This is a genomic window from Ciceribacter sp. T2.26MG-112.2 (assembly GCF_900492205.1).
GTDB classification, from domain to species: Bacteria; Pseudomonadota; Alphaproteobacteria; order Rhizobiales; family Rhizobiaceae; genus Allorhizobium; species Allorhizobium naphthalenivorans_A.
In genome coordinates this window covers 389,371-413,199 of sequence record NZ_UEYQ01000003.1, presented here as the reverse complement: position 1 = coordinate 413,199, position 23,829 = coordinate 389,371, and the positions used below count along the sequence as shown (strand labels likewise).

The window sequence follows — 23,829 nt, the reverse complement described above, 5'->3', positions numbered from 1 at the left end:
GCTTGGATTGTATTCCGATCACTTCTGACCGGAATACTTTGCCTGGATTTCAGCTGCGACGTTGCTCGGTACCGGCGAGTAGTGATCGAACACCATCGAGTACTGGGCGCGGCCCTGGCTCATCGAGCGCAGGTTGTCGACATACTTGAACATGTTGGCCAGCGGTACGTGAGCGTTGATCACGATCGCAATGCCGCGCTGTTCCTGGCCCTGGATCTGGCCACGGCGGGAGTTCAGGTCGCCGATGACGTCGCCGACGTAATCTTCCGGGGTCACCACTTCGACCTTCATCATCGGCTCGAGGAGCTGAGCGCCGGCCTTCTTGGCTGCTTCACGGAAGCAAGCACGCGAGGCGATTTCGAAGGCGAGGACCGAGGAGTCGACGTCGTGGTAAGCGCCGTCGATCAGGGTTGCCTTGACGCCGAGCATCGGGAAGCCCGCGAGCGGACCCGAAGACAGAACGCTTTCGATACCCTTCTGAACACCTGGGATGTATTCCTTCGGAACAGCACCACCGACGATCTTCGATTCGAACTTGAACTCGTCGCCGTCCGGGTTCGGTTCGAACACGAGCTTGACGCGCGCGAACTGACCGGTACCACCCGACTGCTTCTTGTGGGTGTAGTCTTCTTCGTGCTGACGCGTGATGGTTTCGCGGTAGGCAACCTGCGGAGCACCGACGTTGGCTTCAACCTTGAACTCGCGACGCATGCGGTCGACGAGAATGTCGAGGTGAAGTTCGCCCATGCCGGCAATGATCGTCTGGCCGGATTCCTGGTCGGTCTTGACGCGGAACGACGGGTCTTCGGCTGCCAGACGGTTGAGCGCGAGGCCCATCTTTTCCTGGTCGCCCTTGGACTTCGGCTCGATCGCGATCTGGATGACCGGTTCCGGGAATTCCATGCGCTCGAGGATAACCGGCTTCAGCGGATCGCAGAGCGTGTCGCCGGTGGTGGTTTCCTTGAGGCCGGCCAGAGCCACGATGTCGCCCGAGAAGGCTTCTTCGATGTCTTCACGGCTGTTGGAATGCATCTGCAGCATGCGGCCGACGCGCTCGCGCTTGTCCTTGACCGTATTCAGAACCGAAACGCCCTTTTCGAGCTTGCCGGAATAGATACGAGCAAAGGTCAGTGAACCGACGAAGGGGTCGTTCATGATCTTGAAGGCGAGCATGGCGAGCGGCTCGCTGTCATCGGCATGACGCTCGATTTCGGCTTCGGTCTTGAAGTCGACACCCTTGATGGCCGGAATGTCCAGCGGCGAAGGCAGGTATTCGACAACGGCGTCGAGCAGAGGCTGCACGCCCTTGTTCTTGAAGGCGGTACCGCAGAACATCGGGTGGAACTTCACGTCGATGGTGCCACGGCGAACGAGCGAACGGATCTTCTCATTGTCCGGCATAATGCCGTTGAGGTAGTCTTCCATCGCCTGTTCGTCGACTTCGACAACCGTCTCGATCAGCTTTTCGCGATATTCCTCGGCCTTTTCCTTCAGGTCGTCCGGGATCTCGACGACATCCCAGGCGGCGCCGAGCGATTCGTCGCGCCAGACCAGAGCGTTCATCTCGATCAGGTCGACGACGCCCTTGAAATCGGATTCAGCACCGATCGGCAGCTGCATGACGACGGCGGTTGCGCCAAGACGGGTCTTGATCATTTCCACCGAGCGGTAGAAGTCCGCACCGGTCTTGTCCATCTTGTTGCAGAAGATCATGCGCGGAACATGATACTTCTCGGCCTGGCGCCAGACGGTTTCCGTCTGCGGCTCAACGCCGGCATTGGCGTCGAGCAGAGCGATCGCACCGTCGAGAACGCGCAGCGAACGCTCGACTTCGATGGTGAAGTCGACGTGGCCGGGGGTGTCGATGATGTTGAAGCGGCGCATCTTGCCGTCGCGACCCTTCCAGAAGGTCGTGGTGGCAGCGGAGGTGATGGTGATGCCGCGTTCCTGCTCCTGCTCCATCCAGTCCATGGTGGCAGCGCCGTCGTGCACTTCGCCGATCTTGTGAGACTTACCGGTGTAATAGAGAATACGCTCGGTGGTCGTCGTCTTGCCGGCGTCGATATGCGCCATGATGCCGAAGTTGCGGTAGTCTTCGATTTTATATTCGCGAGCCATTGTGGACTGCCTTTCAATATTCGATCGGTTCAGATTACCAGCGGTAATGCGAGAACGCGCGGTTGGCGTCGGCCATCTTGTGCGTGTCTTCGCGCTTCTTGACAGCAGAACCGCGATTGTTCGCGGCATCCATGAGTTCGCCCGACAGGCGATCAACCATGGTGGTCTCGTTGCGCTTGCGAGCAGCGGTGATCAGCCAGCGGATGGCGAGAGCCTGGCGGCGCTCCGGACGAACATCGACCGGGACCTGGTAGGTCGCACCACCAACGCGGCGCGAACGGACTTCGACATGCGGCGCGATGTTTTCGAGCGCCTGATGGAAGATCGTGATCGGCTCCTGCTTGGTCTTCGCCTGAACGCTGTCAAACGCACCGTAGACGATGCTTTCAGCGACCGACTTCTTGCCGTGAAGCATGATGGCGTTCATGAATTTAGTGACAACCAGATCGCCGAACTTCGGGTCCGGGTTGATCTCGCGCTTTTCTGCACTGTGGCGACGGGACATGCTTTGTCTCTCAACTTGTTGGGACGCTTTATCACGCGGAGAACCTCGCGCAGCGCCGGAAAAATGATAACCGAATTACTTCGGACGCTTCGCACCGTACTTGGAGCGGCGCTGCTTGCGGTTCTTGACACCCTGGGTGTCGAGTACGCCGCGGATGATGTGGTAACGAACGCCCGGCAAGTCCTTGACGCGGCCGCCACGGATCATGACGACGGAGTGTTCCTGCAGGTTGTGACCCTCGCCCGGGATGTAGCCGATGACTTCGAAGCCATTGGTCAGGCGGATCTTGGCGACCTTACGCAGAGCCGAGTTCGGCTTCTTCGGGGTCGTGGTGTAAACGCGGGTGCAAACACCACGCTTCTGCGGGTTTTCCTGCAGGGCAGGAACCTTGTTGCGCTTTACCTGTGCCTGACGCGGCTTGCGGATAAGCTGGTTTACGGTAGGCATATAACCATCCCTTGCAAATTCATATCTCTAAGACTCTCTCGAGCCTCGGTTAACCGTTACCGGCAGTGATCACACGATTTACTCATGCGCAAAATGTGGCCCAATCCGAATTCAACGGATGGACCACAAAAGGCAGAGGACGCACGTCGAGTGCGTCTTGCGTGCAGCATTTGTGTCGTCAACGTGCGAAAAGAACCCTGTTTGAGGCGAACTCCGGAACGCGACGTTCCGAAAAGCCTAGCCTCACATAGGCTCCGATGGGGGGCGTACTACTGTTTTCACCCGTAGACGTCAAGTCTCTATCGCAAAATAGTGGCCCGAAGGCCCGCAACGGCAGGGCTTGGCGGGTGTCCGGGGTGAATCCCCCACCATGCGAACAAATTGGTTTGGGATTTGTTGGCGGAAGTCTTAAATAGACGCCGGGGCAGCCGTCAACTCCCCTCCCCGCCACATATGATTCGAAAGGCCGGGGAATCACGCAACGCCATCAAAAGAAGACCAGGCCATGATCTCCAGCCCCGACAACGACAATTCCCCAGACGAACCGATGGTCTTCATCATTATTGCCAAGGCCTACGAGGTCGAGGGTGGCGAAGGCATCGACCTGCATGTCATGCTGGCTGCACCGGACGACGACACCGCCGTGCGGCTCGCACTCAATGCCCTGTCGGAAGAGGGCTTCCTCGAAGCCGATCTCGACCAGATCGGGATGATCACCGGCGCCCCGGACGAGGAGCCGCATGCCTCCGCCTATCAGGGCGCATTGGAAGGCGAAGTGGCCATCATCCGCTTCAACTGATCTGTCGGCCGGTTCGGCCGGAAATGTTCAGGGCCGCCCGATTGTCGGGCGGCCCTTTTGCATGCGCGCTTGAAGCCACGTTACTTGGCGATCACCTCGCCGCTCGGACGCGGCGTCGTGCCGGTTTCCGCGGGCAGGATCGGATAGGTGACTTCCGGAACCTTGCCGGTCAGCGTGCCCAGGAAGGCCACGATGAGATCGGCTTCGGCATCGTTGATGTCCTCGCCCAGCTGCGACACGCCCATGATGCCGACAGCCTGCTTCAGATCCCATACCTTGCCTGAGTGGAAGTAAGGTGCGGTCATCGCCACGTTGCGCAGCGGAGCCGCGCGGAACACGTAGGAGTCGTCCGCCGTTGCGGTGACGGCGAAGCGTCCCTTGTCGTTTTCCGGCAGCACGTCGGCGCCGGGCTTCTCGATCAGGCCGAAGGGGAAATAGCCCTCACCGCCCAGATTGATACCGGCATGGCAGGACGAGCATCCCTTGTCGATGAAGAGTGCCAGGCCCTTCTGCTGATCCGCCGTCATGGCGTTATCGTCGCCGTTCAGGAAGGCGTCGAAGGGTGCCGGCGTGATCAGGGTCGCTTCGAAGGCCTCGATCGCCTTGGCGAAGTTGTCGAAGGTCACCGGATCTTCCTCGCCGGGGAAGGACGCCCTGAACCAGCTGACATAGTCCGGCATGGATTTCAGCGTGGCAACGACCTGATCGGGCGTGTTCGCCATTTCGACACCGGCCTGGACCGGGCCCTTGGCCTGTGCCGCCAGGTCGTCAGCCCGGCCGTCCCAGAACTGGGCGCTGTTGAAGACGGCGTTGAACACCGTCGGCGAGTTGCGTGGACCCTTTTGCCAGCCGTGGCCGATCGAGGTCTCGAGATTGTCGTCGCCACCGGTGCCGAGATTGTGGCACGAATTGCACGAGAAAACGCCCGAAGCCGAAATCCGCGGATCGAAGAACAGCGCCTTTCCGAGCGCGATCTTGTCAGGGGTGATCGGGTTGTTGGTCACTGCCGGCGTGGTTGACGGCAGGGGCTTGAAAATTTCCAGGGCTGACGCCCGCAAATCTGCCGGGGCAGGATCGGCAGCAAATGCCGTCGTTGCCAGGACCAGGACTGCGGCCGAAGTAAATAAGCTTTTCATTATAGCCTCCGTTCGGTTGTGAACGAAGATCATTTTAGAATGATTATAATGTGCAGCCTTGTTCTAGATCAATGAATAGAGCCAGGGCTTGGAGGGTGCAAACGAAAAAGGCGCCCGGAAGCCCCGGGCGCCTGTCATTCGTCAAAGTTGCGGTGCGACATAATCGCCCGCAGGTCGGCGGCCCTTATTCGGCGGCCGGAGCCTCTTCGGCCGAGGCCAAATCCTGGAGCATCGGGGTGGCCAGATCGGCGCCCGTGCCCTTGCGGCGTTCCTCGAGGATGAGTTCGTCGCGCGAGGAAGCGATGCGGCGGATCTGCGTCATGGTGCCGCCGGTACCAGCCGGGATCAGGCGGCCGACGATGACGTTCTCCTTGAGGCCCTGCAGGGTGTCGGTCTTGCCGGCGATCGCAGCTTCCGTGAGAACCTTGGTGGTCTCCTGGAAGGATGCGGCCGAGATGAACGACGGGGTCTGCAGCGAAGCCTTGGTGATGCCGAGAAGAACCGGTTCGCCGTAAGCCGGCTTCTTGCCTTCCTCGATCAGACGCTCGTTGTTGTCGTCCAGTTCGATCCGGTCGACATTGTCGCCAACGATGTACTGGCTGTCGCCCGCATCGGTGATCTCGACCTTCTGCAGCATCTGGCGAACAATCACTTCGATGTGCTTGTCGTTGATCACGACGCCCTGCAGGCGGTAGACTTCCTGGATCTCATTGACAAGGTACGAGGCGAGTGCCTCGACGCCCTTGATCGCCAGGATGTCGTGCGGTGCCGGGTTACCGTCGAGGATGTAGTCACCCTTTTCGATATAGTCGCCGTCCTGAAGATGGAAGGGCTTGCCCTTCGGGATCAGGTATTCGACCGGCTCGACGCCGTCTTCCGCCGGCTCGATGATGACGCGACGCTTGTTCTTGTAGTCGCGGCCCAGCCGGATCGTACCATCGATCTCAGCGATGATGGCGTGGTCCTTCGGACGACGGGCCTCGAACAGTTCGGCAACACGCGGCAGACCGCCGGTGATGTCCTTGGTCTTGGCGCTTTCCAGCGGCGAACGCGCGAGAACGTCACCCTGGGAGACCTTCTGGCCCGGTTCGACCGAGAGAATCGCATCGACCGAGAGCTGGAAGCGGGCTTCGCCACCACGCGACAGCTTCAGCACGTTACCGGATGCGTCCTTGATGACGATCGCCGGCTTGAGGTCCGAACCGCGCGGGGTCGAACGCCAGTCGATGACCTGACGCTTGGTGATGCCGGTCGACTCGTCGGTCGCTTCGAGCACCGAGAGACCGTCGATGACGTCCTCGAAATGCACGATGCCTTCGACTTCCGTCATCATCGGGCGGGTATAGGGGTCCCACTCGGCCAGACGCTGGCCGCGCTTCACCTTGTCACCATCATCGACGAAGACCTTCGAACCGTAAGCCACGCGCTGCGAGGAGCGCTCGACGCCACGCTCGTCGAGGAGAGTGACGGCCATGCTGCGGCCCATGGCAATGAGATTGCCTTCGGAATTGCGCAGCATGTTGCGGTTCTTGATCTGCACCGTACCTTCGTACGAGGCTTCCAGGAACGACTGGTCGACCACGGTCGCGGTACCGCCCAGGTGGAAGGTACGCATGGTGAGCTGGGTGCCCGGCTCGCCGATCGACTGTGCCGCGATGACGCCGACGGCTTCGCCCATGTTGACCGGCGTGCCGCGGGCCAGATCTCGGCCGTAGCAGATCGAGCAGACGCCCGTCTGGACCTCGCAGGTCAGAGCGGAGCGGATACGGATCGACTGGATACCGGCCTTTTCGATCTCGACGACATCGGCCTCGAGGATCATGCGACCGGCATCGACGATACGCTCGCCGGTGACCGGATGGTCGATGTTGTCGAGCGCCGTACGGCCGAGAACGCGCGCACCGATCGATGCCACGACCTGACCGGCATCGACGATCGCCGTCATGGTCAGGCCCTTGTCGGTGCCGCAATCCACGAGGTTGACGATGCAATCCTGTGCCACGTCGACGAGACGACGGGTCAGGTAGCCGGAGTTCGCGGTCTTCAAGGCGGTGTCGGCGAGACCCTTACGGGCACCGTGGGTCGAGTTGAAGTACTCGTTAACGGTCAGGCCTTCCTTGAAGTTCGAGATGATCGGCGTCTCGATGATTTCGCCCGACGGCTTGGCCATCAGGCCGCGCATGCCGCCCAGCTGGCGCATCTGGTTCGGAGAACCGCGGGCACCGGAGTGCGACATCATGTAGATGGCGTTCATCGGCTTCTGGCGACCCGTTTCCGGATCGAACTCGACGGCCTTAATGCGGGCCATCATGTCCTCGGCGACCTTTTCGGTTGCCTTGCCCCAGGCGTCGACGACCTTGTTGTACTTCTCACCCTGGGTGATCAGACCGTCATTGTACTGCTGTTCGTATTCCTTGACCAAGGACTCGGTGTCGCCAACGATCTTCGCCTTGGTTTCCGGAATGACCATGTCGTCCTTGCCGAACGAAATGCCGGCGCGGCAGGCGTGGCTGAAGCCAAGCTGCATGATGCGGTCGCAGAAAATGACCGTGTCCTTCTGGCCGCAGTGGCGATAGACCGTGTCGATCATCTTGGAGATGTTCTTCTTGGTCATTTCCTGGTTGCAGATGTCGAACGGCACGTTGACGTTCTTCGGCAGAAGTTCGCCGATGATCATGCGACCCGGGGTCGTTTCATAGATCTTCGACACCGGCTTGCCTTCGGCGTCAACCGTCTTGAAGCGGCCCTTCACCTTGGAGTGCAGGGTAACGACCTTGTTTTCCAGGGCGTGCTGCAGCTCGCCCATGTCGGAGAAGGCCATGCCCTCGCCCGGCTCGTTCTGGTTCTGGATCGACAGGTAGTAGAGGCCGAGAACCATGTCCTGCGACGGAACGATGATCGGTGCGCCGTTGGCCGGGTGCAGGATGTTGTTGGTCGACATCATCAGCACGCGGGCTTCAAGCTGGGCTTCGAGCGACAGCGGCACGTGAACGGCCATCTGGTCGCCGTCGAAGTCGGCGTTGAAGGCCGTGCAGACGAGCGGGTGCAACTGGATGGCCTTGCCTTCGACCAGGATCGGTTCGAAGGCCTGGATGCCAAGGCGGTGCAGCGTCGGTGCGCGGTTGAGGAGAACCGGATGCTCGCGGATGACCTCGTCGAGGATATCCCAGACTTCCGGCTTTTCCTTTTCGACCAGCTTCTTGGCCTGCTTGACGGTCGAGGAATAACCCTTGGCGTCGAGGCGGGCATAGATGAACGGCTTGAACAGTTCGAGCGCCATCTTCTTCGGCAGGCCGCACTGGTGCAGCTTCAGTTCCGGTCCAGTCACGATGACCGAACGGCCGGAATAGTCGACGCGCTTGCCGAGCAGGTTCTGGCGGAAGCGGCCCTGCTTGCCCTTGAGCATGTCGGACAGCGACTTCAGCGGACGCTTGTTGGCGCCCGTGATGACGCGGCCGCGACGGCCGTTGTCGAACAGCGCGTCCACAGATTCCTGCAGCATGCGCTTTTCGTTGCGGATGATGATGCCCGGAGCGCGCAGTTCGATCAGGCGCTTCAGACGATTGTTACGGTTGATGACGCGACGATAGAGATCGTTCAGGTCGGACGTCGCGAAGCGGCCGCCATCGAGCGGAACCAGCGGGCGCAGGTCCGGCGGGATGACCGGAACGACCTTCATGATCATCCATTCCGGGCGGTTGCCGGATTCCATGAAGTTCTCGACGATCTTCAGGCGCTTCATCAGCTTCTTCTGCTTGAGATCCGAGGTGGTCTCAGCCAGTTCGGCACGCAGGTCGCCGGCGATCTTCTCGAGGTTCATCGAGGCCAGCATTTCATAGATGGCTTCGGCGCCGATCATCGCGGTGAACTGGTCTTCACCATATTCATCCACGGCCAGCATGTATTCTTCTTCCGAGAGGAGCTGGTGCTCCTTGAGGGCGGTCAGACCCGGCTCGGTGACGATGTAGTTCTCGAAGTAGAGAACGCGCTCGACATCCTTCAGCGTCATATCGAGCAGCGTCGAGATGCGCGAGGGAAGCGACTTCAGAAACCAGATATGGGCAACGGGCGCGGCGAGCTCGATATGGCCCATGCGCTCGCGGCGAACGCGCGACAGCGTGACTTCGACGCCGCACTTTTCGCAGATGATGCCCTTGTACTTCATGCGCTTGTACTTGCCGCACAGGCACTCGTAGTCCTTGATCGGCCCGAAGATGCGCGCGCAGAACAGACCGTCGCGTTCCGGCTTGAAGGTACGATAGTTGATCGTTTCCGGCTTCTTGATCTCGCCATACGACCACGAAAGAATCTTTTCCGGGCTGGCAATCGAAATCCGGATGGAATCGAAGTGCTGCGCCGGTACCGACGGGTTGAAAAGGTTCATGACCTCTTGGTTCATGCCTGTCTCCTTGATGGGGCAGAAGAGCCCTCAATGGGATCGCGGTGCCGGCAAATTCCCGGGATGCCGAACCGGACCCTTAAATGACAATAACCGCCAAATGCGGCGAAACTTCCCTGCCCCGGTCCGACCGGATCAAGGCGGGAATGGCGTGCGAGGAAGACCCCGCACGCCCTTGTCAACTTGTTATTCCGCCGCGTCGGGCAGCTGGCCGGCTGCCGCCTCGTCGACCTTCGAGTTCTCGAGCTCGACGCTGAGACCCAGCGAGCGCATTTCCTTGACGAGAACGTTGAAGCTCTCCGGAATGCCCGCCTCGAAGGTGTCGTCGCCGCGGACGATCGCCTCGTAGACCTTGGTACGGCCGGCCACGTCGTCCGACTTCACCGTCAGCATTTCCTGCAGGGTGTAGGCGGCGCCGTAGGCTTCGAGCGCCCAGACTTCCATTTCCCCGAAGCGCTGACCGCCGAACTGCGCCTTGCCGCCCAGCGGCTGCTGCGTGACGAGCGAGTACGGACCGATCGAACGGGCGTGGATCTTGTCATCGACCAAGTGGTTGAGCTTGATCATGTACATGTAGCCCACGGTCACCTTGCGGTCGAACTGTTCGCCGGTACGGCCATCATAGAGAACCGACTGGCCCGACGGATCGAGACCGGCGCGGGTCAGCATGGCAGCAACGTCGGGCTCGTGCGCACCGTCGAAGACCGGCGTGGCGATCGATACGCCGCGCTTGGCTTCCTCGGCCAAACGAACCAGCGACTCGTCGTCGAAGCGCTTCACCTCGTCGTGCGATTCACTCGCATAGATGTCGGTGAGCTCGGTACGCAGCTCGGTGATGTCGAGCGACTTGTGGTAAGCCTCGAGCATATCGCCAATCTTCTTGCCCATGCCGGCGCAAGCCCAGGCCAGATGGGTTTCGAGGATCTGGCCGACGTTCATGCGCGAAGGAACGCCGAGCGGGTTCAAGCAGATGTCGACGTGCGTTCCGTCTTCGAGGAACGGCATGTCTTCGACCGGAACGATGCGCGAGACAACGCCCTTGTTGCCGTGACGGCCAGCCATCTTGTCGCCCGGCTGGATCTTGCGCTTCACAGCGACGAAGACCTTGACCATCTTCATGACGCCCGGAGGCATTTCGTCGCCGCGCTGGACCTTTTCGACCTTGTCCATGAAGCGATGCTCAAGCAGCGACTTCGACTCGTCGTACTGGCCACGCAGGGCTTCGATTTCGCCCTGGACCTTTTCGTCCTCGACGGCGAACATCCACCACTGCGAACGCGGATACTCCGAGATGACGCCGTTGGACAGTTCGACGCCCTTCTTGAAGCCCTTCGGGCCGGCGACCGCCATCTGGCCACGCAGCATGTCGAGCAGGCGGCCGTAGACGTTACGGTCGAGAATGGCCTGCTCGTCGTCGCGGTCCTTGGCGAGACGTTCGATTTCCTCGCGCTCGATCGCCATCGCACGTTCGTCCTTTTCAACGCCGTGGCGGTTGAAAACGCGAACTTCGACGATGGTGCCGAAAGTGCCCGGCGGCATGCGCATCGAGGTGTCGCGAACGTCCGAGGCCTTCTCGCCGAAGATGGCGCGCAGGAGCTTTTCTTCCGGCGTCATCGGGCTTTCGCCCTTCGGCGTGATCTTGCCGACCAGAATGTCACCCGGCTGAACTTCGGCCCCGATGTAGACGATACCGGCTTCGTCGAGGTTCTTCAGCGCTTCTTCCGAGACGTTCGGAATGTCGCGGGTGATTTCTTCCGGACCAAGCTTGGTGTCGCGGGCCATCACTTCGAATTCTTCGATGTGGATGGAGGTGAACACGTCGTCAGCGACGATGCGTTCCGACATCAGGATCGAGTCTTCGTAGTTGTAGCCGTTCCACGGCATGAACGCGACGAGCGCGTTGCGGCCGAGGGCCAGATCGCCGAGGTCGGTCGACGGACCGTCCGCGATGATGTCGCCCTTGTTCAGAACGTCGCCGACGGTGACCAGCGGACGCTGGTTGACGCAGGTGTTCTGGTTGGAACGCTGGAACTTCTGCAGACGATAGATGTCGACGCCGGACTTGCCTGCTTCGAGATCTTCCGTGGCACGGATAACGATACGGGTCGCGTCGACCTGGTCGACCACACCGCTACGACGAGCGGCAATGGCGGCGCCGCTATCACGCGCGACGATCGGCTCCATGCCGGTGCCGACGAACGGCGCTTCGGCACGCACCAGCGGCACGGCCTGACGCTGCATGTTCGAGCCCATGAGAGCGCGGTTGGCGTCGTCGTTTTCCAGGAACGGGATGAGCGCTGCCGCGACCGATACGAGCTGCTTCGGCGAAACGTCCATCAGGTTGATGGTGTCGCGCGGCGACAGCATGACTTCGCCGGCATGACGGCAAACGACGAACTCCTCGACGAACTGGCCGTCGGGGGTGAGCTCGGAATTGGCCTGCGCAACGTAGTACTTCGCTTCTTCCATGGCCGACAGGTAGACGACATCCTTCGTCACCTTGCCGTCGATGATCTTGCGGTACGGGCTTTCGATGAAGCCGTACTTGTTGACGCGGGCGAAGGTGGCGAGCGAGTTGATCAGACCGATGTTCGGGCCTTCCGGCGTTTCGATCGGGCAGATACGGCCGTAATGGGTCGGGTGAACGTCGCGGACTTCGAAGCCGGCGCGCTCGCGGGTCAGACCACCCGGTCCAAGGGCCGAAAGACGGCGCTTGTGGGTGATTTCCGAGAGCGGGTTCACCTGGTCCATGAACTGCGACAGCTGCGAGGAGCCGAAGAATTCGCGAACGGCGGCGGCTGCCGGCTTGGCGTTGATCAGGTCCTGCGGCATGACGGTGTCGATCTCGATCGACGACATGCGTTCCTTGATGGCGCGCTCCATGCGCAGCAGACCGAGACGGTACTGGTTTTCCATCAGTTCGCCGACCGAACGGACACGGCGGTTGCCGAGGTTGTCGATGTCGTCGATCTCGCCCTTGCCGTCACGCAGTTCGACCAGCATCTTGACCACGGCCAGGATGTCATCCTTGCGCAGGACGCGCACGGTGTCCGGGCAGTCGAGGTCGAGACGCATGTTCATCTTGACGCGACCGACGGCCGACAGGTCGTAGCGCTCGGCGTCGAAGAACAGCGAGTTGAACATGGCTTCGGCCGATTCCATGGTCGGCGGTTCGCCCGGGCGCATGACGCGGTAGATATCGAACAGAGCGTCCTGACGGTTCTCGTTCTTGTCGGCAGCCAGCGTGTTGCGGATGTAGGCGCCGACATTGATGTGGTCGATGCCGAGAACCGGGATTTCGCCGAAGCCGGATTCGAGGATCTGCGGCAGGGACTTCTCGTCGATCTCGTCGCCGGCTTCGAGATAAATCTCGCCGGTCGCCATGTTGACCATGTCTTCGGCGAGATAATTGCCGTAGAGGTCCTCGTCGCTCGCCCTCAGGGCCTTCAGGCCCTTGTCCTGCAGCTGACGCAGCAGGCGCGGGGTGAGCTTCTTGCCGCCTTCGACCACGACTTCGCCGGTGTCGGCGTCGATCATGTCGGAAATGGTCTTGGCACCCTTCAGCGTTTCCGGAACGAAAGGAATGCGCCAGCCCTTGCCGTCACGGACATAGGTCGACTTGGTGTAGAAGGTCGAGAGGATTTCTTCGCCGTCCATGCCGAGCGCCATCAGCAGCGAAGTCACGGGGATCTTGCGGCGACGGTCGATACGGGCGTGGACGATGTCCTTGGCGTCGAATTCGATGTCGAGCCAGGAGCCGCGATAAGGGATGACGCGGGCTGCAAACAGAAGCTTGCCCGACGAGTGGCTCTTGCCCTTGTCGTGGTCGAAGAACACGCCCGGCGAACGGTGCATCTGCGAAACGATGACGCGCTCGGTGCCGTTGACGATGAAGGTACCGTTGTTGGTCATGAGCGGCATATCGCCCATGTAGACCGACTGTTCCTTGATGTCCTTGATCGAACGGGCGCCCGTATCCTCGTCGATATCGAACACGATGAGGCGCAGCGTCACCTTGAGCGGGGCTGCATAGGTCAGGTCGCGCTGGCGGCATTCGTCGACGTCGAACTTCGGCTGCTCGAATTCGTAGGAGACGAATTCCAGCATCGAAGCACCGGAGAAGTCGGTGATCGGGAAGACGGACTTGAAAACGGCATTGAGCCCCTCGTCGGGACGGCCGCCAACCGGCTCGTCGACCATGAGGAACTGATCATAGGAAGCCTTCTGAACCTCGATGAGGTTCGGCATTTCCGCCACTTCTGGAATTTTTCCAAAAAACTTGCGTACGCGCCTGCGACCATTAAAGGAAAGGGTCTGAGCCATCGTCGCTCCTTGTCAATTTGCATCCGGGCCTGCAACAGACGGAAACCGCTGGCCAGTCGGTTCCGTCAATCAATGGATCGTTCAATCTCGTCCTGGTTCCGAAGCCGCCGGCCGGATTGCCGGGTGCCTCGATCAAGGACCATCCTCTTGAGAACCCATTACCCAAAAGCCGTTTGACGGGCTTTTGGGTAATTAGTTCCAGAAGAAAAGACGAATGGGAGACGGCGGATGCCGTCTCCCAAACGCCAATTCAGACTTACTTGACGTCGACCTTGGCGCCAGCGTCTTCAAGCTTCTTCTTGAGGTCAGCGGCTTCAGCCTTCGAAACAGCTTCCTTGACAGCCTTCGGAGCGCCTTCGACGAGGTCCTTGGCTTCCTTGAGGCCCAGGCCGGTGATGGCGCGGACTTCCTTGATGACGTTGATCTTGTTGGCGCCAGCGTCAACGAGGATAACGTCGAACTCGGTCTTTTCTTCTTCAGCCGGAGCTGCAGCAGCACCGCCGCCAGCAGCAGCGACGGCTACCGGAGCAGCGGCGGAAACGCCCCACTTTTCTTCGAGCATCTTGGAAAGCTCGGCAGCTTCCAGAACGGTCAGCGAGGAGAGGTCTTCAACGATCTTAGCGAGATCAGCCATTTTACTAGTTCCTTAGTAGGTTCGGTTCGAAACGAACGATTAGGGTATGAACAGCGAAAAACCGCCTTACGCGGCTTCGTCCTTCTTGGCATAGGCTGCGAACACGCGGGCAAGCTGGCTTGCCGGTGCTGCAACAACCGTCGCGACGCGGGTTGCCGGGGCATTGAGAAGGCCCAGCAGCTTCGCGCGCAGCTCGTCGAGCGAAGGCAGGGTCGCAAGCGACTTGACTGCTTCGGCGTTGAGCTTGGTTGCCCCCATGGCACCACCGAGAACAACGAGCTTGTCGTTGGTCTTGGCGAAATCCATGACGACCTTCGGAGCCACAATCGGGTCTTCGCTGAATGCGATCAGCGTCTGACCCTTGAAGAGATCCGACATCTCTTCCGACTCCGTGCCCTGAAGAGCGATCTTGGCCAGGCGGTTCTTCGCGACTTTGACGGTACCGCCAGCTGCGCGCATCTTCGAACGGAAGTCGTTCATTTGCGCAACCGTGACACCAGCATAGTGGGCCACGACAACCGAACCGGAAGTCTTGAAGACTTCGTTCAGCTCCGTGACGAATTCGCGTTTTTCCGCTCTTTCCACTGTCTGTCTCCAGTTGATGGGACCGCAATCCTGCAGGCCCCACCGGGTTTGCCTTTTGCCTCAAGGGATCCAGGTTACCGAGATCCCAAGCGACGCTTGAGGATCCTGTCCCCTCGCGCCGAAGCTATGCTTCCGCGCCAAGGCGAATAAGGCTCGAACCGAACTTCAAGACGTCATCAGACGTTTAAATATCGGGTCTTACCCCGTCTCATGCAGGTGAATATTAAGGCCCTGGGGCCACCCGCAATCTCGGACAGGAATTCCGGGTTTCCCCGGAAATTCCCGGCCCCGAGGGGCCGGAAATTCGTTGTTCCCGAAGCCGAAGCTCCGGAGAAATTCTATCAGGCCGAAACGGTCGCCGGATCGATCTTGACGCCCGGGCCCATGGTCGAGGAGATGGCTACGCGCTTGACGTAGTTGCCCTTCGCACCAGCCGGCTTCGCCTTGACGACGGCATCGGCGAAAGCCTTGATGTTTTCTTCGAGTGCCTTGGCGTCGAAGGAGGCCTTGCCGATACCGGCATGGATGATACCAGCCTTCTCGACGCGGAATTCGACCGCACCACCCTTGGAAGCCTTGACGGCGCCAGCGACGTCCATGGTGACGGTGCCGACCTTCGGGTTCGGCATCATGCCACGCGGGCCGAGCACCTTGCCGAGACGACCGACGAGCGGCATCATGTCCGGAGTGGCAATGCAACGATCGAAGTCGATCTTGCCGCCCTGGACGATTTCGACGAGGTCTTCGGCGCCGACGATGTCTGCACCAGCGGCCTTGGCTTCATCAGCCTTGGCGCCACGGGCGAAGACGGCGACGCGAACGTCGCGGCCGGTGCCGTTCGGCAGGTTGACAACGCCGCGAACCATCTGGTCGGCGTGACGCGGGTCAACGCCGAGGTTCATCGCGATTTCAACGGTTTCGTCGAACTTGGCGACGGCCCGTTCCTTGACCATGGCGATGGCGTCCGACAGAGCAACGAGCTTCGTCGGGTCAACACCTTCGCGGATCTTCTGCATGCGCTTTGCGAGCTTAGCCATGATCAACCTACCACTTCCAGGCCCATGGAGCGGGCAGAGCCCTCGACCATTGCCATTGCGCCATCGACGTCGGCTGCGTTCAGGTCCTTCATCTTGCCTTCGGCGATCGCACGGACCTGAGCCTTGGTGATGGTTCCGACCTTCGCACCCTTGCCCGGCGTCTTCGAGCCGGAGGTGATCTTAGCTTCCTTCTTCAGCCAGTAGGTAACCGGCGGCTGCTTCATAGCGAAGGTGAAGGACTTGTCCTGGTAATAGGTGATGACGACCGGGATCGGCATACCCTTTTCCATTTCCTGCGTGGCGGCATTGAACGCCTTGCAGAATTCCATGATGTTAATGCCACGCTGACCAAGGGCCGGGCCGATCGGCGGGGACGGGTTCGCCGATCCTGCCTTGACCTGGAGCTTGAGCTGGCCTGCAACTTTCTTAGCCATATCTCTCTGCCTTTCGATGAGGACCGGTTGCCCGGCCCAGATGTGCCGGTTCAAACCGGCGGCTGCGGTTGCGTGGTACGTTTGAAAGGTCCGGCTTCAGACCCTCACCCTCCCACGCGCTTGCGGGATCAAGAGACCCCTGCCGATCAGACCTTTTCGACCTGACCGTATTCCAGTTCGACCGGGGTCGCGCGACCGAAGATCGAAACCTCGACCTTGAGACGCGAACGCTCCTCGTCGACATCCTGAACGACACCGTTGAACGAAGCGAACGGACCGTCGGAAACGCGAACCTGTTCGCCGATTTCGAAGGAGACAGAGGACTTCGGACGCTCGACGCCTTCCTGGACCTGGCCCAGGATGCGCTCGGCTTCGAAATCCGGGATCGGCACAGGCTTATTGTCGGAACCGAGGAAACCCGTGACCTTCGGCGTGTTCTTGATCAGGTGATAGGCCTCGTCGGTCAGGTTCGCCCGCACCAGCACATAGCCGGGGAAGAACTTGCGCTCGCTGTCGACCTTGCGGCCGCGACGGATCTCGACGACCTTCTCGGTCGGGACAAGGATCTTCTCGAAGAGGTGATCAAGCCCCTTCTGTCGAGCCTTGTGCTCGATGTCTTCCGCGACCTTCTTTTCAAAATTGGAATAAGCGTGGACGATATACCAACGTGCAGCCATGTTCGTCTCCGCCGATTAAATGCTGATGTTCAGCACGAGGCTGATCAGCCAGCCGATCAACTGATCGGCCGCAAAGAAAAACAGCGCGGCAAAGACCACCATGAACAGCACCATCGCCGTCGAGATCATTGTCTCGCGGCGCGACGGCCATGTGACCTTGGACGTCTCGGAGCGGACCTGCTGCAGAAACGCGAATGGATTAGTCTTGGATGCCATTTAATGCCCACGCATTTACGGCGCGTAAAGCCGACGATGTCAGCCCCACGCACCGCGTGTCTGTTTGAACCCTACATAAAGATCGATTCCCCTTTATACAAGAGAGAATCCATCCGTCCGCAACTTTTGCCTTCATCAAGCCGACACACTCTCAAAGCGATCGTCGCAAATTTCTGCGCCGAATTGTCGGGCTTGGCAGGGGCAGCAGGGCTCGAACCTACGACCTGCGGTTTTGGAGACCGCCGCTCTACCAACTGAGCTATACCCCTAAGCCGTCTCTCGACAAGCCTTGGTCAATGACCGTCACTTGCGAGCTTGGCGCTGTTTAAGGTGGTCCGAGGAAAATGGCAAGCGTCTTTTTCAAGCTTTTTCAAAGAGCCCACAGAGGGCGGTAGCAAGGCCCCGAATGCCAGGGCAGCCAGCGATTCCACGCCGGTCAACGGCTCATGGAGGCTCGGAGAAGAGCTCGACGCCGTCCGCCACAGGCCCGCCGCAACAGACACCCCTTCCCCGCAGCACCGGACCTCCGTGTAGAGCCGCGAAGGCGAAAAGGGCCCCACCATCGCTGGCGGGGCCCCTTCATTCCCTTGCGGGAAACCACTTACTCGTTCGACCGATCGATTACTCGATGATCGAGGCTACGATGCCGGCGCCGTGTGCAAATCGCGCTTGCGCGCCATTTGCGCCACTTTGTTTCGTCGGCAGCTTTCGGCCTCGCGCTCGATTATTATTCAATAATCGAGGCGACGATGCCGGCGCCGACGGTGCGGCCGCCTTCGCGGATGGCGAAGCGCAGCTTTTCTTCCATGGCGATCGGCACGATCAGTTCGACTTCAACCGTGACATTGTCGCCCGGCATGACCATTTCCGTGCCTTCCGGAAGCGAGACGATGCCCGTCACGTCGGTGGTGCGGAAGTAGAACTGCGGACGGTAGTTGGTGAAGAACGGCGTATGACGGCCGCCTTCTTCCTTCGTCAGGATGTAGGCTTCTGCCATGAACTTCTTGTGCGGCTTGACCGAACCCGGCTTGCACAGGATCTGACCACGCTCGACGCCGTCACGGGCAACGCCGCGGATCAGAGCGCCGATGTTGTCGCCGGCCTGGCCCTGGTCGAGCAGCTTGCGGAACATTTCAACGCCGGTCACCGTCGTCTTGGTGGTCGGACGAATGCCGACGATCTCGACTTCTTCGCCGACCTTGACGATGCCACGCTCGACGCGGCCGGTGACAACCGTACCACGGCCCGAGATCGAGAACACGTCTTCGATCGGCATCAGGAAGGGCTGGTCGATCGGACGCTCAGGCGTCGGGATGTAGGCGTCAACAGCGGCCATCAGCTCGCGAACGGCATCTTCGCCGATCGTCTTGTTGCTGTCTTCGAGAGCAGCCAGAGCCGAGCCCTTGATGATCGGGATTTCGTCGCCCGGGAAGTCGTAGGACGACAGGAGTTCGCGCATTTCCAGCTCGACGAGTTCGAGAAGCTCGGCGTCGTCAACCTGGTCGACCTTGTTGAGGAAGACGACGATCGCCGGAACGCCGACCTGACGGGCGAGCAGGATGTGCTCGCGGGTCTGCGGCATCGGGCCGTCGGCAGCCGAGCAAACCAGGATCGCGCCGTCCATCTGGGCAGCACCGGTGATCATGTTCTTGACGTAGTCGGCGTGGCCGGGGCAGTCGACGTGGGCGTAGTGGCGGTTGGCCGTCTCATATTCGACGTGCGCCGTCGAAATGGTGATGCCGCGGGCCTTTTCTTCCGGTGCCGCGTCGATCTGGTCATAGGCCTTGAATTCACCGAAGTACTTGGTGATCGCTGCCGTCAGGGACGTCTTGCCATGGTCGACGTGGCCGATCGTACCGATGTTGACGTGCGGCTTATTGCGCTCAAACTTACTCTTTGCCATTTGAATGCTTCCTATGATCGAGAAAGATGTGGAGCCGGCGAACCGGTTTGGTCCCGCCGTTTAAGGCTTTCCCGAGGATTGCGCAAGACTTAAATGATTTGGCGCCGGATCGTCGGGACGAGGCCTACCCCTGCCCCGCCGACCGGCACCAGATCGGATCCGCGGCCGGCCGATCCGGCATCGGCGGCCGGGTTGTTGCGAAGCGGACTTACGGCTCGATGGCGACCTTCAGAACGCCGTCGCGCTGGTTTGCGAAGAGGTCGTAGGCCGCCTCGATGTCGTCGAGCTTGTAGCGATGGGTGACCAGCGGCTTGAGGTCCACGCGGCCCGACGCGCAGACTTCCATCAGCCGGCGCATGCGCTCCTTGCCGCCAGGGCAAAGGGTCGTCACGATCTTGTTGTCGCCAAGACCGGCCGAGAAGGCACCGAGCGGTATAGTCAGATCGCTGGAATAGACGCCGAGGCTCGACAGCGTGCCGCCGGGCCGCAAGGATTCGAGCGCCGAGCGGAAGGTGACCTGTGTGCCGAGCGCTTCGATCGCGACATCGACGCCGCGGCCGTCGGTCAGCGCCATGATCTGCTCGACGGGATCGCCGGCCTTGAAGTCGATCACATGGTCGGCGCCGAGCTTTTTCGCCACTTCCATGCGCGAGGCCAGCGTGTCGACGCCGATGATCGTCGTCGCACCCATCAGTTTCGCGCCTGCGACCGCGCAAAGGCCGATCGGCCCGAGGGCGAAGACAACGACCGTATCGCCGATCCGAACGCCACCACTCTCGGCACCGGAAAAGCCGGTGGACATGATGTCGGGGCACATCAGCACCTGCTCGTCGCTCAGATGGTCGGGGATGGGGCTCAGATTGGCCATCGCGTCCTTGACCAGCACGTATTCGGCCTGGCAACCGTCGATCGTGTTGCCGAACTTCCAGCCGCCCATCGCCTTGAAGCCATGCCTGGTGCCGGCGCCGTCCTGCGAGCCGCAGCCGCACAGGCAGGCATAGCTGTGACCGGACGGCGTGATCGCGCCGGCGATGACGCGCTGGCCTTCGGTGTAGCCCTCGACGGCGGAGCCCAGTTTTTCGATGACGCCCACCGGCTCGTGGCCGATCGTCAGCCCTTTTGCGACCGGATACTCGCCTTTCAGGATATGGACGTCGGTGCCGCAGATCGTCGTCGTCGTTATGCGGATCAGTGCATCGAGCGGGCCGACATCAGGAACAGGCTTCTCATCGAGAACGATGCGGCCTTTCTCGACAAAGATCGCGGCTTTCATTTTCTGCGCCATGATAGCTCCTCCCGGGATGATGATCCGTCGCAGGCTAGAGCATTTATGTGAAGGCGTGAATACGGATCCACGGGAAGGTCGTCACGCTTCCAGCGTCAAGAACCTGCGCAATTCAATGGTAGCTTCGGAGAAGATGGCCTGGAGCGGGTAGCGGGAATCGAACCCGCGTATTCAGCTTGGAAGGCTGCTGCTCTACCATTGAGCTATACCCGCGATGGTTCGATCCGAGGACGAATGGTGGAGAGAGTTGGATTTGAACCAACGTAGGCGAAGCCAACGGATTTACAGTCCGTCCCCTTTAACCACTCGGGCATCTCTCCAGTCTATTCGTCCGGATCAAGCGACCAAGCTTTCAGTCGAGATCGCGTTGGCGTTAGCCCCGTGATCTGCGGCGGGTATATGACGGCCCTTCCCCTTCATGTCAACACGATGAATGTGGAAAAATCTGGAAAAAATTTCGCGTCGCGGAAAACAGGCCGCAGCCCGGCGGGTCTATCCCCGACGATCCCGGGCAGCTATAAGAGCGCATGGTAAAAGATACGAAGATCGACAAGACCGCCCGCGATACCCACTATGCGACGCTGCGCCGCCAGGTGCGCGACGCCAAACGCGAACGGGGCGAAATCCCCACCCCCGATCCGCGCAAGGAGCGCCGCAAGGAGACCGCCTGGACGCCGCCGCAATTGGCGCCCGACCAGGTGCGCCTCTACGGCCTGCACACCGTGCGCGCGGCGATCGACAATCCCGAACGCAAGCTGATCAAGCTTTCCGTCACGCAGAATGCGCTCGTGAGGCTGGAAATCGGCCCGGTCGATTCGCTCGACTTTCCTGTGGAGATCGTCACCCCACAGGATCTCGACAAGCAGCTTGGGCCGGATGCGATCCACCAGGGCGTGATGCTGGAGACGCGTCCCCTTCCGGTGCGCCGGCTGGAGGCGCTGAAGGACAGCCCGCTGCTTCTGGTCCTCGACCAGGTCACCGATCCGCACAATGTCGGCGCCATCATGCGCACCGCCGTCGCCTTCGGGGCCGGCGCGGTGATCACCACCATGCGCCATAGCCCGACCGAATCCGGCGTGCTGGCCAAATCCGCCTCGGGCGCGCTGGAAATGATTCCCTATATCCAGATCACCAACCTGTCCGACGCGCTCGGCGAGTTGCACAAGCTCGGTTTCTTCACCGTCGGACTTGATTCGGAAGGCCCGGCCCCGCTGGAAGGCGCGCTCACCGGCGACAAGGTGGCGCTGGTTCTCGGCTCGGAGGGCAAGGGGCTGAGGCAAAAGACGCGAGAGACGGTCAACGCGCTGGCGCGGCTCGACATGCCGGGTGAGATCAAGTCGCTCAACGTCTCCAACGCGGCGGCGATCGCGCTCTACGCCACCCGTCAGCATTTGCTGAAAAAGACGGCATGATCGTCGTCTTTACCGACCTCGACGGCAGGGCGCGAAAACGCCGCGCGCATCTGCCGGCAGTTCGAGCTGTGAAAAACCCCGATAGACGTCTTGGTGATTGCGGAGCTTAGCCTCCAGTGTCAGGCGTTCCGTGTCCTCGCACGTGTCTGTGCCCTTAGCGTCCGGCACAGCATCGCTGCCCGCCAAGACGTCCGGCGAAAACCGCCGCCAAATTAACATATTCCATTTTATATATATCAATATTCTTATGTTTTGATCGATTGCATCACGAGGATGCAAGAAAGGCAATTCCATGTTGAAGACCATCATCTGCGGAGTGAGTGCAGGCCTGTTGGCGATGACGCCGGCCATGGCATCGCACAACAACCCCTGGGCGACAGCCGAGGACACCGTCCTGGAGAAATACCACGACGAAAACCAGGCCAAGAGCGAGGACACTCCAGGCGAGGACGAAATGTATGGCGGCAAGACCGGCGTCGCCTTCGGCAAAACCGGTGTCAGCGCTACCAAGGGAAAAGGAACAGCCACGACAGGTGGTGCAAGCAGTTCCAAGGACACTGGCCCCGGTCGCGGCAGCAAGAAATAAACTGCCGCCCCGCAGATGGGGCGCACTTCCGTGAGGCACCGAGGTGCCATGCTATCGAAATGATGTAAAGTCCGTCGAACTCGGCGCCCTTCCCCAAGGGCGCCGAGTTCGCGCAATCTGTGGGCGCACCATCCGCGCCATTCGACTGATCGGCGCCATCGCCCGGCGCAGAGAGATCATTTCAACCGACCAAACCGAGCGGTTACAGGCCGATCCATCGACAGCCCTTTCGGCACGGGGGTTGTCACCCATGTCTTAGGTACGCGATGTTACCTATGTGTCAGGAATGGACAAAGTGGAAGAATGGTGCCCCCGGCAGGATTCGAACCCGCGACCCCCTGATTACAAATCAGGTGCTCTACCAACTGAGCTACAAGGGCAGTGGTGCCGTCCTTAAGGGCAAATCGAATTGCGGTAAAGCAAAATTTCGCGCGACAGACGGGAACCGCGCTTTGCAGTACGGGCGGCGGGAGAACGGTTTGCGGCGGTGAATGGCTTGTGGTTACAGGGCTTTGTCATGTACCACTGGCGCCGATAACAAAGGGCTGCCCATGTCGCGTTCGTTCCGGTCGCTTTCCTTCATCGCCTCCAATTCCGACGAGGCCCAGGCCTCGCGGGCGGAGCTTGCCGCACGCTACGGGAGTGTCGAGCCGGCAGAGGCGGACGTCATCGTCGCGCTCGGCGGTGACGGCTTCATGCTGCAGACGCTGCACGACACGATGAATTCCGGCAAGCTGGTCTACGGCATGAACCGTGGATCGGTCGGTTTCCTGATGAACGACTATTCCACCGAGAGCCTGCGCGAACGGATTGCCGCGGCGGTGGAGAACGATTTTCACCCGCTGAAGATGACCACCACCAATGCCGACGGCACGCAGTCGGTGGCGCTCGCCATCAACGAGGTTTCGCTGCTCAGGCAATCCTACCAGGCCGCGAAGCTGCGCGTCGTCATCGACGGCAAGGTGAGGCTGGACGAATTGATCTGCGACGGCCTGATGGTCGCCACCCCGGTCGGCTCGACGGCCTACAATCTCTCCGCCCACGGGCCGATCCTGCCACTGGAGGCGCCGCTTCTGGCCCTGACACCGGTCAGTCCATTTCGTCCGCGGCGGTGGCGCGGCGCCCTGCTGCCGAACAAGGTGAGCGTCGAGATCATCGTGCTCGAACCGGAAAAACGTCCGGTCAACGCGGTCGCCGATCATACCGAGGTCAAGTCCGTGATCAGGGTGCAGATCGCCCAGTCCGAGGACACGACCGCGCGCATCCTCTCCGATCCCGATCGCTCCTGGTCGGATCGCATCCTTGCCGAACAGTTTTCCGACTGAGGGAGATC

18 protein-coding genes and 4 tRNA genes are annotated in these 23,829 nt (G+C 60.6%); 4 read left to right on the top strand and 18 right to left on the bottom strand.

Annotation, left to right across the window (positions count from 1 at the left end):
• Positions 1-18: 18 nt before the first annotated feature.
• The 3 genes from fusA to rpsL all read right to left on the bottom strand — a co-directional run bounded on the left by fusA (position 19) and on the right by rpsL (position 3,070).
• Positions 19-2,118: an elongation factor G gene (gene fusA / locus DYZ14_RS07710; protein ID WP_154720128.1), complete on the bottom strand. Its 2,100-nt coding sequence runs from the start codon at positions 2,116-2,118 to the stop codon at positions 19-21.
• Between the two features lie 34 nt (positions 2,119-2,152).
• Positions 2,153-2,623 (bottom strand): 30S ribosomal protein S7, encoded by a 471-nt coding sequence (gene rpsG, locus DYZ14_RS07705; RefSeq protein ID WP_115672060.1) that lies wholly within the window; start codon positions 2,621-2,623, stop codon positions 2,153-2,155.
• A gap of 75 nt (positions 2,624-2,698) precedes the next feature.
• Positions 2,699-3,070, bottom strand: coding sequence for a 30S ribosomal protein S12 (gene rpsL / locus DYZ14_RS07700; RefSeq protein ID WP_003507760.1), 372 nt, complete (start codon positions 3,068-3,070; stop codon positions 2,699-2,701).
• A 505-nt stretch (positions 3,071-3,575) separates the two neighbouring features.
• Between rpsL and DYZ14_RS07695 the strand changes: the two genes are divergently transcribed.
• Positions 3,576-3,869 carry a transcriptional regulator gene (locus tag DYZ14_RS07695; protein WP_154720127.1) on the top strand — a complete coding sequence of 98 codons (294 nt, stop codon included), beginning with the start codon at positions 3,576-3,578 and terminating at the stop codon, positions 3,867-3,869.
• A gap of 80 nt (positions 3,870-3,949) precedes the next feature.
• Here DYZ14_RS07695 and DYZ14_RS07690 read toward each other — a convergent pair whose 3' ends face one another.
• The 14 genes from DYZ14_RS07690 to DYZ14_RS07625 form a co-directional block, all read right to left on the bottom strand.
• Positions 3,950-5,005 (bottom strand): cytochrome-c peroxidase, encoded by a 1,056-nt coding sequence (locus tag DYZ14_RS07690; RefSeq protein ID WP_154720126.1) that lies wholly within the window; start codon positions 5,003-5,005, stop codon positions 3,950-3,952.
• Positions 5,006-5,189: 184 nt separating this feature from the next.
• Positions 5,190-9,404 carry a DNA-directed RNA polymerase subunit beta' gene (gene rpoC / locus DYZ14_RS07685; protein ID WP_115672057.1) on the bottom strand — a complete coding sequence of 1,405 codons (4,215 nt, stop codon included), beginning with the start codon at positions 9,402-9,404 and terminating at the stop codon, positions 5,190-5,192.
• A gap of 186 nt (positions 9,405-9,590) precedes the next feature.
• Complete coding sequence (gene rpoB, locus DYZ14_RS07680) at positions 9,591-13,727, bottom strand: DNA-directed RNA polymerase subunit beta (protein WP_154720125.1); 4,137 nt, start codon at positions 13,725-13,727, stop codon at positions 9,591-9,593.
• Between the two features lie 256 nt (positions 13,728-13,983).
• A complete protein-coding gene (gene rplL / locus DYZ14_RS07675; RefSeq protein WP_115672055.1) occupies positions 13,984-14,361 on the bottom strand; it encodes a 50S ribosomal protein L7/L12 in 378 nt (125 codons plus the stop codon).
• 66 nt (positions 14,362-14,427) lie between these two features.
• A complete protein-coding gene (gene rplJ / locus DYZ14_RS07670; protein ID WP_115672054.1) occupies positions 14,428-14,946 on the bottom strand; it encodes a 50S ribosomal protein L10 in 519 nt (172 codons plus the stop codon).
• 341 nt (positions 14,947-15,287) lie between these two features.
• Positions 15,288-15,983 carry a 50S ribosomal protein L1 gene (rplA, locus tag DYZ14_RS07665; protein ID WP_115672053.1) on the bottom strand — a complete coding sequence of 232 codons (696 nt, stop codon included), beginning with the start codon at positions 15,981-15,983 and terminating at the stop codon, positions 15,288-15,290.
• 2 nt (positions 15,984-15,985) lie between these two features.
• Positions 15,986-16,417 carry a 50S ribosomal protein L11 gene (gene rplK / locus DYZ14_RS07660; protein ID WP_115672052.1) on the bottom strand — a complete coding sequence of 144 codons (432 nt, stop codon included), beginning with the start codon at positions 16,415-16,417 and terminating at the stop codon, positions 15,986-15,988.
• Between the two features lie 146 nt (positions 16,418-16,563).
• Positions 16,564-17,094, bottom strand: a complete 531-nt coding sequence (gene nusG / locus DYZ14_RS07655) for a transcription termination/antitermination protein NusG (RefSeq protein WP_115672051.1) — start codon at positions 17,092-17,094, stop codon at positions 16,564-16,566.
• Positions 17,095-17,109: 15 nt separating this feature from the next.
• Entirely contained in the window at positions 17,110-17,310 is a 201-nt protein-coding gene (gene secE / locus DYZ14_RS07650) for a preprotein translocase subunit SecE (protein WP_154720124.1), read from the bottom strand.
• Positions 17,311-17,503: 193 nt separating this feature from the next.
• A tRNA-Trp gene (locus DYZ14_RS07645) sits at positions 17,504-17,579 on the bottom strand.
• A 458-nt stretch (positions 17,580-18,037) separates the two neighbouring features.
• The gene (tuf, locus tag DYZ14_RS07640; protein WP_154720123.1) at positions 18,038-19,213 is read right to left on the bottom strand and encodes an elongation factor Tu; all 1,176 of its coding nucleotides are present in this window, start codon (positions 19,211-19,213) and stop codon (positions 18,038-18,040) included.
• A gap of 208 nt (positions 19,214-19,421) precedes the next feature.
• Positions 19,422-20,498 carry an NAD(P)-dependent alcohol dehydrogenase gene (locus DYZ14_RS07635; RefSeq protein WP_154720122.1) on the bottom strand — a complete coding sequence of 359 codons (1,077 nt, stop codon included), beginning with the start codon at positions 20,496-20,498 and terminating at the stop codon, positions 19,422-19,424.
• 139 nt (positions 20,499-20,637) lie between these two features.
• Positions 20,638-20,711, bottom strand: a tRNA-Gly gene (locus tag DYZ14_RS07630).
• A gap of 22 nt (positions 20,712-20,733) precedes the next feature.
• A tRNA-Tyr gene (locus tag DYZ14_RS07625) sits at positions 20,734-20,818 on the bottom strand.
• A gap of 207 nt (positions 20,819-21,025) precedes the next feature.
• On the opposite strand from DYZ14_RS07625, the gene rlmB reads away from it, so the two are divergent.
• Complete coding sequence (rlmB, locus tag DYZ14_RS07620; RefSeq protein WP_154720121.1) at positions 21,026-21,910, top strand: 23S rRNA (guanosine(2251)-2'-O)-methyltransferase RlmB; 885 nt, start codon at positions 21,026-21,028, stop codon at positions 21,908-21,910.
• A 292-nt stretch (positions 21,911-22,202) separates the two neighbouring features.
• Positions 22,203-22,496: a hypothetical protein gene (locus tag DYZ14_RS07615; protein WP_154720120.1), complete on the top strand. Its 294-nt coding sequence runs from the start codon at positions 22,203-22,205 to the stop codon at positions 22,494-22,496.
• 304 nt (positions 22,497-22,800) lie between these two features.
• Here DYZ14_RS07615 and DYZ14_RS07610 read toward each other — a convergent pair.
• Positions 22,801-22,876 (bottom strand) — tRNA-Thr (locus tag DYZ14_RS07610).
• A gap of 171 nt (positions 22,877-23,047) precedes the next feature.
• Here DYZ14_RS07610 and DYZ14_RS07605 point away from each other — a divergent pair.
• Complete coding sequence (locus DYZ14_RS07605; RefSeq protein ID WP_115672045.1) at positions 23,048-23,821, top strand: NAD kinase; 774 nt, start codon at positions 23,048-23,050, stop codon at positions 23,819-23,821.
• The last annotated feature ends 8 nt before the right edge of the window (positions 23,822-23,829 follow it).